At 42.2% G+C, this 12739-nt stretch carries 13 protein-coding genes; 6 read left to right on the top strand and 7 right to left on the bottom strand.

Annotated elements, in window-relative coordinates:
• Window positions 1–174 precede the first annotated feature (174 nt).
• The 4 genes from tatA (at window position 175) to hemB (ending at window position 2876) form a co-directional block, all read left to right on the top strand.
• Window positions 175–432 carry a Sec-independent protein translocase subunit TatA gene (gene tatA / locus Xind_RS09640; RefSeq protein ID WP_047680566.1) on the top strand — a complete coding sequence of 86 codons (258 nt, stop codon included), beginning with the start codon at window positions 175–177 and terminating at the stop codon, window positions 430–432.
• 9 nt (window positions 433–441) lie between these two features.
• Window positions 442–930, top strand: a complete 489-nt coding sequence (gene tatB, locus Xind_RS09645; protein WP_047680563.1) for a Sec-independent protein translocase protein TatB — start codon at window positions 442–444, stop codon at window positions 928–930.
• Window positions 931–933: 3 nt separating this feature from the next.
• Entirely contained in the window at window positions 934–1713 is a 780-nt protein-coding gene (gene tatC, locus Xind_RS09650; RefSeq protein ID WP_047680560.1) for a Sec-independent protein translocase subunit TatC, read from the top strand.
• Window positions 1714–1859: 146 nt separating this feature from the next.
• Window positions 1860–2876, top strand: a complete 1017-nt coding sequence (gene hemB, locus Xind_RS09655) for a porphobilinogen synthase (protein WP_047680558.1) — start codon at window positions 1860–1862, stop codon at window positions 2874–2876.
• Between the two features lie 98 nt (window positions 2877–2974).
• On the opposite strand, the gene dxs is transcribed toward hemB, so the two are convergent.
• From dxs to xseB, 3 genes are all read right to left on the bottom strand, one after another.
• Entirely contained in the window at window positions 2975–4840 is a 1866-nt protein-coding gene (gene dxs, locus Xind_RS09660; protein WP_047680555.1) for a 1-deoxy-D-xylulose-5-phosphate synthase, read from the bottom strand.
• 190 nt (window positions 4841–5030) lie between these two features.
• A complete protein-coding gene (gene ispA, locus Xind_RS09665) occupies window positions 5031–5948 on the bottom strand; it encodes a (2E,6E)-farnesyl diphosphate synthase (protein WP_187649946.1) in 918 nt (305 codons plus the stop codon).
• A gap of 4 nt (window positions 5949–5952) precedes the next feature.
• Window positions 5953–6210, bottom strand: a complete 258-nt coding sequence (xseB, locus tag Xind_RS09670) for an exodeoxyribonuclease VII small subunit (protein WP_187649947.1) — start codon at window positions 6208–6210, stop codon at window positions 5953–5955.
• A gap of 248 nt (window positions 6211–6458) precedes the next feature.
• Between xseB and thiI the strand changes: the two genes are divergently transcribed.
• Window positions 6459–7907 carry a tRNA uracil 4-sulfurtransferase ThiI gene (gene thiI / locus Xind_RS09675; protein WP_047680550.1) on the top strand — a complete coding sequence of 483 codons (1449 nt, stop codon included), beginning with the start codon at window positions 6459–6461 and terminating at the stop codon, window positions 7905–7907.
• 84 nt (window positions 7908–7991) lie between these two features.
• On the opposite strand, the gene yajL is transcribed toward thiI, so the two are convergent.
• Both yajL and panE read right to left on the bottom strand, forming a co-directional pair.
• Window positions 7992–8585 carry a protein deglycase YajL gene (gene yajL, locus Xind_RS09680; protein ID WP_047680548.1) on the bottom strand — a complete coding sequence of 198 codons (594 nt, stop codon included), beginning with the start codon at window positions 8583–8585 and terminating at the stop codon, window positions 7992–7994.
• Entirely contained in the window at window positions 8548–9459 is a 912-nt protein-coding gene (panE, locus tag Xind_RS09685) for a 2-dehydropantoate 2-reductase (RefSeq protein WP_187649948.1), read from the bottom strand. Before panE ends, yajL begins: the two co-directional genes overlap by 38 nt.
• 177 nt (window positions 9460–9636) lie before the next feature.
• On the opposite strand from panE, the gene Xind_RS09690 reads away from it, so the two are divergent.
• Window positions 9637–10128, top strand: coding sequence for a YajQ family cyclic di-GMP-binding protein (locus tag Xind_RS09690; RefSeq protein ID WP_047680544.1), 492 nt, complete (start codon window positions 9637–9639; stop codon window positions 10126–10128).
• 142 nt (window positions 10129–10270) lie between these two features.
• Here the strand turns inward: Xind_RS09690 and Xind_RS09695 are convergent, their stop codons facing one another.
• The gene (locus Xind_RS09695; RefSeq protein ID WP_047680541.1) at window positions 10271–11641 is read right to left on the bottom strand and encodes an MFS transporter; all 1371 of its coding nucleotides are present in this window, start codon (window positions 11639–11641) and stop codon (window positions 10271–10273) included.
• A 206-nt stretch (window positions 11642–11847) separates the two neighbouring features.
• Window positions 11848–12732: a heme o synthase gene (gene cyoE, locus Xind_RS09700; RefSeq protein WP_047680539.1), complete on the bottom strand. Its 885-nt coding sequence runs from the start codon at window positions 12730–12732 to the stop codon at window positions 11848–11850.
• Window positions 12733–12739 lie beyond the last annotated feature (7 nt).

Here is a 12739-nt window from a genome sequence, read left to right on the forward strand (position 1 = left end):
AAAAAGAGGTTGCTGTAGCTTTTGGTATGGTTGCGGTATTTTCGAACATAAAGTTCGTAGTTTATAATGAAAATATTAATGATATGTATCTGAGATAGATTTCAAGATGTAGTCAACAAAACTACAATCTGAAAGATGAAGGGTATATTCCCCACGAACATGAGGTAGATCAGTATGGGTGGTATAAGTATTTGGCAATTACTCATTATTGCTGTCATTGTAGTCTTGTTGTTCGGGACTAATAAACTGCGTACATTAGGTTCTGATTTGGGAGAGTCGATAAAAGGCTTCAAAAAAGCGATGAGTGATGATGAAAAGTCAGAGCAGGCTGAGAAAAGCAACCATGATGCTGACTTTGAGACTAAAAATCTTACTGAAAAGCCCACCGTTGCTCAGTCTGAAAAATCAGAGATCAAAGACAAAAAAGAATAGGTATAAACCGTGTTTGACATTGGTTTTAGTGAACTGCTGTTGGTGCTGGTAATTGGCCTGATTGTTCTGGGGCCTGAGCGTCTGCCTGTTGCTGTCAAAACTATAGCAAGCTGGATAAAGGTATTACGATCACTGGCAGTCAACGTCCAGAATGAACTTGCAAAAGAATTAAAGTTGCAAGAGCTTCAGGATAGTTTGAAAAAAATGGAAGAAAAAGCAGACTTACAGTCTCTCTCTCCAGAATTAAAAACCTCAATGGATAAATTAAGGGAAGCGGCTGAATCGTTGAAGAAGTCGTATCAGCTCACTCCCGAAGAAGCTAAGGAGCTGGAAGAAGACGAAACGCATTTTCACTCCCTTGAGTCTGATCCAGTACCAGAGCAGAAACTAAACCAATATAGAGAACAAGTAACAGAAAAAAAGCCAGAAGAAATCTCAAAAGAAAGTACTAAACAGAAAACAAAGCAATCCCCTGAAAAATCCAATAGTGAACACTAAAAAATGTCTGTGGATGATACTCAACCTCTTATCAGTCACCTGATTGAACTGCGTAAGAGGATTTTGAATAGTTTAATTACTGTGCTGGTGGTTTTTCTGGCATTGGTTTATTTTTCTAATGATATATATCGACTTATTGCTGCGCCTTTAATGGAACAATTGCCTAAAGGTGCGAATATGATCGCAACGGATGTAGCATCACCTTTCTTCACGCCGATCAAACTTACCATTATGGTATCAATTTTTGTTTCGGCACCCATGATCCTGTATCAGGTATGGGCATTTATTGCACCGGCTCTGTATAAACATGAACGGCGTTTGATTGTGCCGCTGTTGTTGTCCAGTAGTGTCTTATTCTACCTGGGAATGATTTTTGCCTACTTCGTCGTATTTCCCTTCGTATTTGGTTTTTTTACCAAAACAGTTCCTACTGGCGTATTGATTGCGACGGATATCAGTAATTATCTGAGTTTCGTTATGGCGCTTTTTATGGCATTTGGTGTCTCGTTTGAAGTGCCAATCGCCATTATTCTGCTGTGTTGGAGTGGAGTAGTCACACCTGAATCACTGAAAAGAAAACGCCCTTATATTCTGGTCGGGGCGTTTGTAGTAGGGATGCTACTCACTCCCCCGGATGTCTTCTCACAAACTTTGTTGGCTGTCCCCATGTATTTGCTATTTGAACTGGGAGTTCTGTTTTCTCAATTTTATGTGGGAAAACATAAGCCATCTAAAACGGATGATGAATCGGAATATGATGCAGGTGACAACTCAGGCAGGTGACAATTAAGGAAAGTAATCAGTTACCTGCCAGTCATAATTATCGCCAACTGTCTGATAATACTAAGATCAGCAGTATTACAAGTAATAAAAGTGATGGCAGAATTAACCCAGTGTATTACCACTGGGTTTTACATTAGGAGAGCAGTATGAGCTATGTGTTTCCAGGAACGTTTCCTGGCCGTCGTATGCGCCGTGTGCGCCGCCATGATTTTTCCCGCCGCCTATTCGCTGAAAATCAACTGACCGTTAATGATTTGATCTATCCGGTATTCGTGATGGAAGGGACTAATCAGCGTCAAGAAGTGCCTTCCATGCCGGGAGTGTATCGTCTGACAATCGATCTTCTGCTGAAAGAAGCCGAAGAGATTGCCCGACTGGGTATTCCTGTTTTGTCTCTGTTTCCGGTTATTGAAGCAGATAAGAAATCATTGGACGCTAAAGAAGCTTATAACCCTGATGGTTTGATCCAACGCTCTATTCGTACCTTGAAAGATGCAGTTCCAGAGTTAGGCTTGTTAACTGATGTTGCATTGGATCCATTTACTATTCATGGGCAAGATGGTGTTATTGATCAGGATGGCTATGTCATCAACGATATCACCAAAGAGATTTTGGTAAAGCAGGCGCTATCTCATGCAGAAGCAGGAGCTGAAATTGTTGCCCCTAGCGATATGATGGACGGCCGTATCGGTGCTATTCGTGAGCAGTTTGAGAATGATGGCCATGTAAGCACGCAGATCATGGCTTATTCGGCTAAATATGCGTCTTGTTACTATGGGCCATTCAGAGATGCTATTGGCTCCAGTAATAATCTGAAAGGTGGCAATAAAATGACTTATCAGATGGATCCGGCAAACAGTGATGAAGCATTACAAGAGATCGCGCAGGATTTACAGGAAGGCGCAGATAGCGTGATGGTAAAACCTGGTATGCCTTATCTGGATGTGATCCATAGGGTAAAAGATACCTTCGGTGTGCCGACATTCGCTTATCAGGTGTCTGGTGAATATGCGATGCATATGGCAGCCATTCAGAATGGTTGGTTGAAAGAACAACCCGCGATTATGGAATCCTTACTCTGTTTCAAACGTGCAGGAGCAGATGGGGTTCTGACTTACTTTGCCAAGCGTGTAGCGCAATGGCTGCATGAACAGAAATATTAATGACTCCTTTTTACCTTAAGAAATATCGTAGCTTGAGATATTAGGTAAAAAAAATAACGGATGAATAAATAAAAAGGATATTCATCCGTTATAACAGGTTATTTATTCAGATAGTTTTCGATAGCGCTACAAATACCAGTTGTATCTAGCCCTAAATCAGCGTGAAGCTCTGACTGTGTGCCTTGCGGTATAAAGTAGTCAGGTAAACCGAGATTTAATACTGGAACTGGCTGACTTGCCTGCATCAGCAATTCATTGACGCCGCTACCGGCTCCTCCCATGATGGCATTCTCTTCTAACGTCACCAGTAAATCATGTTGAGAAGCCATCTCTAGTACCAGTTTTTTATCCAGTGGTTTGATAAAGCGCATATCAACAACGGTTGCATTTAAGAACTCTGAAGCTTGTAGTGCGCTTGGCAGTAATGTACCGAAGCTCAGGATGGCAATGCGTTCTCCTTGACGACGAACAACACCTTTGCCAATGGGCAGTTTTTCCAGTGGCTGGAGTTCTGCTCCTACGCCTGTACCTCGCGGATAGCGAACAGCAGCAGGGCCATCTTGATAGTGATAACCCGTATGTAGCATTTGTCGGCACTCATTTTCATCACTCGGAGCCATGATCACCATATTGGGGATACAGCGCAGAAATGAAAGATCGAATGCCCCCTGATGAGTTTGTCCATCAGCGCCGACGATACCGCCACGGTCGATAGCGAACAAAACAGGTAAGTTCTGGATAGCAACATCATGAATGACCTGATCATAAGCACGTTGCAGGAAGGTAGAATAAATCGCGACAATCGGTTTATATCCCCCGATTGCCAGTCCTGCTGCAAATGTCACAGCATGTTGCTCGGCAATGGCGACGTCAAAGTATTGTTCAGGGTACTCACGAGAGAAACGTACCATGCCAGAGCCTTCTCTCATAGCTGGCGTGATCGCCATAAGTTTTTTATCAGTGGCTGCTTCTTCACACAACCATTCACCGAAGATTTTGGAAAACGTCGGGCGGGTATCCGTACTTTTTGGCAGAGAGCCAGTCGATGGATCAAATTTAGGTACAGCATGCCAACTGATAGGATCTTTTTCCGCGGGAGCATAACCACGGCCTTTTTTGGTCATGATGTGCAAAAATTGAGGCCCTTTGAGTTCACGCATATTTTTCAATGTTTGAGTCAGTGCCAATACGTCATGACCGTCAACCGGACCAATGTAGTTAAATCCAAGCTCTTCGAACAGTGTTCCGGGAACAACCATACCTTTGAGATGTTCCTCGGTCTTTTTCAATAACTCTTTGATAGGCGGCAGGCCGGAGAAGACTTTCTTACCACCCTCACGTAGAGTTGTGTACAACTTTCCTGAAAGCAATTGTGCCAAATGGTTATTCAATGCTCCAACGTTCTCGGAAATAGACATTTCGTTGTCATTGAGGATGACAAGCATATCAGGATCAATATCACCTGCATGGTTCATAGCTTCAAAAGCCATACCTGCGGTAATGGCACCATCACCAATCACACAGACTGTCTTACGACCCTTACCTTCATGTTCTGCCGCAATTGCCATACCTAATCCGGCACTGATTGAGGTTGATGAATGACCGACACATAGCGTGTCATATTTGCTTTCATCTCGCCACGGGAAAGGGTGGAGACCATTTTTCTGGCGAATAGTGTCAATACGGTCACGGCGCCCGGTCAGAATCTTATGTGGATAGGCTTGATGACCGACATCCCAGACTAAATTGTCAAAAGGTGTTTTATAAACGTAATGAAGTGCGACTGTTAATTCGACAGTTCCGAGACCGGAAGCAAAGTGGCCACTGGAGCGACTGACACTGTTTAGCAAAAATTGGCGAAGTTCATCGCATAACTTTGGCAAAGTGTCTTTAGGTAGCAGGCGCAGTTCTTCAGGGGTTTCCGCCAGTGCCAATGTTGGATATTTCGCTATATCAATGCTCATGCTATGCCTGTTGAAATTCATGCCTGTTAAAACGCTATGCACGTCTAAATTAAAGATTAAGAACCCTGGAATTATCAGTATGTAATTACTGGGCTCTCCCTATAAGGCCATGTTCCATTGTATTGATTTTGGATGTATGTAACCGATAACTTACAAAACGGTGATGATTGTCATGGTCATGACCCGTTTTTTAGCTGTTTCTTTCAATAATGAAACCCGCCAGTTGTTTTAGAATCACAGTATTATAAGATTGATTTTCCAGTTCTGTGAGTGCAGTAATCGCATCTTGATAAAGATCTTTGGCCTTTTTCTGAGCTTGTTCCAGGCCCAATAATGCAGGGTAGGTACTTTTTCCAAGTTGCTGATCATTCCCCTGACGCTTGCCGATAATTTTTGTATCACCAATGACGTCCAGGATATCATCATGTACCTGAAATGCGAGACCGATTGCCTGTGCATATTGATCCAGCCAAGGCAATGCTTCACGGCCACGTGTACCTGCACCGTAAGCACCCAATCTGACCGCACAACGAATTAATGCACCTGTTTTGTGTCGATGGATTTGTTCCAGTGCAGTAAGATCAATCTGTTTCCCTTCGGCTTCCAAATCCAATGATTGCCCGCCACACATGCCTGCAATACCACTGGATATTGCTAATTCAGCAATCATTTCAAGACGGTCAGGTAATGCCACATTTGGCATCTCTTGCTTCGCCAGAATTTCAAAAGCCAATGATTGCAATGCATCTCCAGCCAAGATCGCATGATCCTCGCCAAATTTAATGTGGCAGGTAGGTTGGCCACGACGTAAATCATCGTTGTCCATTGCAGGCAAATCATCGTGGATCAGCGAATAAGCATGGATACACTCTACAGCGATGGCTGGCGCATCAAGGCTCTTTTTGGAAAGGCCAAACATTTCACCCACAGAATAAACTAAAAATGGGCGCAGCCGTTTTCCACCCAGTACAGCACCGTGTTGCATAGCGGTTGCTAACGGGCTGTCCAAAAAGGGTAATGAAGAAAACGTTGCCATCAACTTGTTATTGATATGTTGCTGGCAATTGCTTAATTGCTCTTCAAAAGGAGCCTTATATTGTTCCGACATAAAGTTACTCAGCATCAGGCGAAAATTCATCAAGTGGAGAATGTGCATCATGATTCAATAAAATTTGCACTCGTTGTTCCGCTTGTTGGAGGGTTTTTTGCCCTTGTCTTGCAAGTTGAATGCCGCGTTCAAATTCATTTAATGCATCTTCTAAAGGGAGTTCCCCTGATTCCAAGCGAATGACAATTTCTTCCAGCTCTTTCAGGGAAGTTTCAAATGCTGGTGCTTGCTCGGTTTCTGATGTTCTATTTGCCTTAGACATAATAATTTTAAAGTATGATTATTTAACGAATTACAGTGAGGTAATTTCGCTACAGACTTGCAGAGTACCCTACTACACTGAAAGAAAGAAATCATTCGTTACCACTGTTTTTTTACAGATGCTCTGTTTTTTTACAGGAGATATAGTGAGATAGTGTTATACTCTACGCCCTATCCAACTGACCACTTAAAAACAATCATTGATACTATTTGTGATAGTTCAATATTGAATGACTACTATATCTTACTATGAAGTTTATCATTAAATTATTCCCAGAGATTACGATCAAGAGCCAAACTGTTCGTTTACGCTTTATTAAAATCCTTGCCAGCAATATCCGTAATGTGCTGAAAACACTAGGAGAAGAGATTGCTGTTGTTCGCCATTGGGATAATATCGAAGTTCGGGCTAAAAATGATAATCTTGGCGCAGAAATTTGTGATGCACTGACACGTATTCCGGGTATTCACCATATCCTGCAAGTTGAAGAGAGAGATTTTCGTGACTTGCATCATATCTTTGAACAAACCTACGAAGCATATGGGCATTTACTGCATGGAAAAACATTTTGTGTCCGTGTGAAGCGTCGTGGTAAACACAGTTTCACCTCCAATGAAGCTGAACGTTATATCGGTGGTGGCCTGAATCAACATATTGAATCTGCCAAAGTGAAACTGACTCATCCAGATGTGACAGTAAATCTGGAAATTGATCAGGATAAACTGATCTTGGTGAAAGCTCGTCATCCGGGGATAGGTGGATTTCCTATTGGAACGCAGGAAGATGTTCTGTCCCTTATCTCTGGCGGGTTTGACTCTGGAGTCTCCAGCTATATGCTGATGCGCCGTGGCTGCCGTGTACATTATTGCTTCTTTAATCTCGGTGGTTCTGCCCATGAAATTGGGGTGAAACAGGTAGCTCACTATTTGTGGAACCGATTTGGCAGTTCCCATAAGGTTCGTTTTGTTGCCGTCGATTTTGAAACAGTGGTTGCTGAAATTCTGGAAAAAGTGGATGACGGTCAAATGGGCGTTGTGCTGAAAAGAATGATGGTCAGAGCTGCTTCCAGGATTGCAGAACGTTATGGTGTGCAAGCAATTGTGACAGGAGAAGCATTGGGGCAGGTCTCCAGCCAGACATTGACTAACTTGAGACTGATTGATAACGCTTCGGATACGTTGATCCTTCGTCCGCTGATTTCTCACGATAAAGAACACATTATTAAGCTGGCACGCGAAATTGGAACGGAAGATTTTGCTCGTACTATGCCGGAATTTTGTGGTGTGATCTCTAAGAACCCAACCGTCAAAGCCGTTAAAGCCAAAATTGAAGAGGAAGAAGGTAAGTTCGATTTTGATATTCTGGAGCGTGTGGTAAGTGAAGCCCAGAATTTGGATATTCGTCAGATTGCTGAACAAGCCTGTGAGCAGATTGTGGAAGTGGAAACAGTCACTAAGTTTTCTGCGAATGATGTATTGTTGGATATCCGTTCACCAGATGAACAGGATGATTGTCCACTGAGTATGGAAGGTATCGAAATTCAGTCATTACCTTTCTATAAGTTGAGTACCCAGTTTGGTGATCTATCGAAAGAGAAAAATTATCTGCTTTATTGTGAACGTGGTGTGATGAGCCGCTTGCAGGCGCTTTACTTGCGTGAACAAGGTTTTCAGAATGTGAAGGTTTATCGCCCTTAATCTGAGCCAGTACATTGGAAAGAAACATATAAGCTGCTAGCCGAATAGATTTTCTGTCAGCAGCTTATATTAACAGATTCACTACTAGCGGTTTTGGTAGTTATTGATGCCAGGAGGTAAGACTAATTGAGCTGCAACTTCTGCTGCCTTGTCTTTTCCTTTCAGTAGTTCAATCAGCTTCAGGGCGAAGTCAAAAGCAGTTGCAGGCCCCTGGCTGGTGAGCAAATTAACTCTCTCATCAAAATAAACCCGACGATCGATCCACTTTTCCGGGGCTATTTTATCTTTCATGCTTGGGTAACCTGTCATATTTCCAATCGGGAAAAGCTGATGATATTCCAGTACAACGGCTGGAGATGCGCAGATGGCTGCAATAATTTTACCCTGACTTTGGGCTGTGCGGATTTTTTCTACAACCAATAGACTATCGCGAAAACATTCTGCCCCTTTTATCCCTCCCGGCAGAATAACAGCATCAAAATCTTCATCAACAACATCTACTAAGGGAGCATCTGCAACAATTTTGACGCCACGTGAGCAGGTTAATGTCAGAGCTCCATCGGTCGCTGCACTGGCGATGGTGACATTGATCCCGGCTCTGACCAACAAATCAATAGTCGTGACAGCTTCTATTTCTTCACTACCGTGTGCGAGGCAAATGAGAGCTGAAATGTTCATATTTCTCCTCCTTGCGTTTGATAAAATGATAAATATGGATGTTTTCTGTAAGCACCAGCCCATGTACACGGGCTCGGTATAGTAAAAATCCGGTAATGTAGTCTATTTCTGTAGGCCGTTGTGCCCGAATATCTTGCCGCATAGATGAAGAGTTTTCAGATGTTTGCTCAATAACATCCATCACGTACTTGATAAGTACGGGTTTGGTGATCTGAAGGCCCTCTTTTTGCATCACCTGATAGATCTCATCACATAATGAATGGATTTTTGTGACGTGATGCGATAATTCGCCATTCTTACAATCATAAATTACGGTGAGTGGATTGATAACGCAATTGACGGCAAGTTTTAGCCAGCTAATGGTATAGATATCATCGTGCCATTTTACGTTTGGTAAGGCGTCATGCAAAATTTTTGCTAAAAAACTGAATTTATCAGTATCAGACAACGTAGAACCAATATGGGTTATACCTTGTGATTTGTGATAAACAATACCATTCTCCTGATAGGCCCCATGAGTTGTCACTCCCGATAAGATGGGGTTGGGTAGAGATAAAAGTTCATCTTGTGTTCCCATGCCATTATGCAGTAATAGAATCGGACAATGAGGGGAAAGTTTGGAGGCAAGGTTATTGATAGCATCAGAAACTTGCCAGGCTTTTAGGCAAACAAGTAACAATTCGCTTTCGAAAAGATGTTTTTCATCATTGGCCGGAAGTTGCTGGTCAAATACCCTACCTTGAAAGTTATCAATATAAACATTGACAAAAGGCTGGGGCGCTTTTAACCATGCCTGAATTTGGTGATGCTGTTGGGATAAGGCAGCAAGCCATAGTTTACCCATTGCACCGCAGCCAAGAACAGTTATTTTCATTGTTCTTCCTTGAGAAATGCTTTCATCGGGAACCTCAAAATTATGCTGATCTGAATTCCAAGCGCGCTAAGATAATATAAATTCCAAGAGATCATTAGTGTGGGGAGTATAGATCTTTTGCCAATAATGGAAAGCGGTTATCATGCCGGATTATTGATTAGCTGGAGGTGACTGATAATGCCATCATTTGATATTGTTTCAGAAGTTGATATGCAGGAAGTGCGTAATGCGGTAGAGAATGCACAGAGGGAATTAACCAATCGTTGGGATTTCCGCAATGTCAATGCGAGTTTTGAACTAAACGAAAAGAACGAATCGGTCAAGATTGCGAGTGAGTCTGATTTTCAGGTTAACCAACTGGTCGATATTCTGCGTGAAAAATTTGCTAAGCGAGGAATTGACGGCTCTGTATTGAATATTCCTGAGAATATGGTGCATAGCGGTAAAACTTACAGTGTGGAAGCAACTTTGTTGCAAGGTATTGATACACCGTTAGCGAAGAAAATCGTCAAGCTGATTAAAGACAGCAAGCTGAAAGTTCAGGCACAAATTCAGGGCGAGCAAGTGAGAGTTACCGGTAAAGCTCGTGATGATCTGCAAGGTGTTATTGCATTAGTTCGTGGCGCAGAGTTGGGACAGCCTTTCCAATTCACCAATTTTCGTGACTAACTGTTTTCTGTGACTGACTGCTGATATCAGCAGATTTACTTTTTTCTCTGATCAAAATATTTAAGGGAAGCTGAGTAATTTTAATTGTTACCAGTGCTTCCCTAATCAATTCATTATCTATAGGACCCTATTATCTCAGAACTTATTGGGTATGAGAAAACACAAGCTGTTCTAGTTGTTCACGATTAGTTTGTTCAGTATCGACTTTGATATAGGCACTTAGTTCATCCGGTACAATAATGACATCTTTCACACCCGCTTGAGACAATATTTTCTTTTCCAGAATTTCAGGCGCATTTAATTGAGCTGGCAAGATGAGCCTGATGCTGCTGACATAAGGTGGTTGACGTAATGTGAGGCTGAGAATAAACCAGAATATGGTGAGAATAATACTGCCCATAAATACTAATGATGCGCCTTGCAGTTCATATAGCATTCCACCGATACTGCCTCCCAGAGCAACACCCAGGAACTGGCTGGTAGAGTAAACGCCCATTGCTGTACCTTTGTAGCCTGCCGGGGCTTCTTTGCTGATCAATGAAGGCAAAATCGCTTCCATGATATTAAAAGCAAGAAAGAAAATCTGAATACCTGCAAATATTCCCCAAAGATGTGACCCTAAGGACCACAAAACAAATTCAGCAATAAACAACATGCCGATACAAAGCAAGAAAACTTGCTTCATGCGGCGCTTTTTCTCTGCATAAATAATGAATGGTAAGACGGCAATAAAAGAAATAAGCGTAGTAGTTAAATACACTTTCCAGTGTTGTTGAGGAGGAAAACCTGTTTTTTCCATGATCAGAGGCAGAACAACGAAGCTGGACATCAATAAGGTGTGCAGACAGAGAATACCAAAATTGAGTTTGAGTAATTGAGGATCAGAAAGTACACGCCGGAAACTGCCTCGGACAATGCCAGATTCACGATTTAATAAATGATTATGTGTTGATGGGACAGCGAATAGCGTTATTAAGATACCGCAACTGGCAAGAATTGTGATCGTACCAAATAAACCATTTAATCCGATGTGATAGGTGATAACAGGGCCGACAACAATAGCAAAAGCAAATGTGATGCCAAAACTGATACCAATGAATGCCATTGCTTTTGTACGATTTTGTTCGCGGGTAAGATCTGATAATAACGCCATGATTGCAGCAGAGATTGCCCCTGCACCTTGCAAAGCTCTTCCGGCGATAATTCCCCAAATAGAGTCGCTAAAGGTGGCAATGATACTACCTAATACAAAAATGAGTAGTCCACCTATTATCAAAGGCTTTCGACCAAATTTATCTGAAAGTAACCCGAATGGAATTTGAAATATTGCTTGTGTTAAGCCGTAGATACCGATTGCAATTCCTATCAGGGCCTCGGTGGCATCCTGTAACGCTAAACCGTAGGTCGTCAGGACGGGTAAAACCATGAACATACCTAACATGCGTAGAGAAAAAACGGAACCTAAGCCCCATGTTGCCCGGAGTTCAAGGGGAGTCATTTGATTATCGTTCATGGATACTTGATACCTCAAAAATTCGATACGGCATTTAGCGTAGAAAGGAATAAATTGATACAAAATGCTCATTTCATACAGATTACTAACAATTGGTTACTAAATCATGTTTATCAAGAGTGACCTAAACGAAGTAATTTATTAATGTTTGTAAGAGATAAAGAAAGGAAAAATGGCAAGGGTTTGTTTCCCCTGCCATTTTGATATTATCGGACGTAAGTCAGCATTATTTCTGGAGATGCTGAGGAGTCTACAGACATCATGACGCTCAATGACATGATAGCGACAATAGAAAATACAAATAACTTACGAGCCCAGATATGGTCATTAGTGGTTTTATAACCGGATAATGCCATACCTAGCCACCAAATACTTACCGCAGCAGCGACAATCAGGTACTTGTAACCTGCATAGCCACTGATTGCCAACATCAGCGTGGCAACCATAAATGCCAGAATATAGAGGGTAATATGGTTTTTAGCCACAGAGATACCCTTAATTACAGGCAAAACTGGAATATTGGCAGTCTGATAATCTTTGAACCGAAAAATAGCAATGGCGTAAGAGTGAGGCATCTGCCATAAACTGAAAATCAGTAACAGAATAAGTGCCCCTGTGTCAAATTGTCCGGTTACTGCACAATAACCAATGACAGGGGGAGCAGCGCCTGATAAGCTGCCAACCAGCGTGCCATAAATAGACTTTCTTTTCATATAGAGGCTATAGACCCCTACATAAACGACAAACCCGATGAGAGCTAACTGCATTGCTAAGGCATTGGCTGCTACATAGAGCAGCACAATACCAGCAATACCTAACACTGAGGCGTAAATCAGGCTGATTTTCGGATCGATAAGCCCTTTCACAAGGACCCTTTCTTTTGTTCTTTCCATGATCCTGTCGATATCGCGGTCGATATAGTTGTTGAATACACAACCTGATGCTACCACCAGCGATACCCCAACCATTGTTGCAAAGAACAAGGGGTAATCTATTACGCCCTTGGAAGCGAGTAGAAAACCACCAATCGCAGAAATTAGATTTCCGAAAATAATTCCTGGTTTGGTCACTTGCAGGTATTGCTTAATCATTCAAATC

This window comes from Xenorhabdus indica (assembly GCF_014467235.1).
GTDB classification, from domain to species: domain Bacteria; phylum Pseudomonadota; class Gammaproteobacteria; order Enterobacterales; family Enterobacteriaceae; genus Xenorhabdus; species Xenorhabdus indica.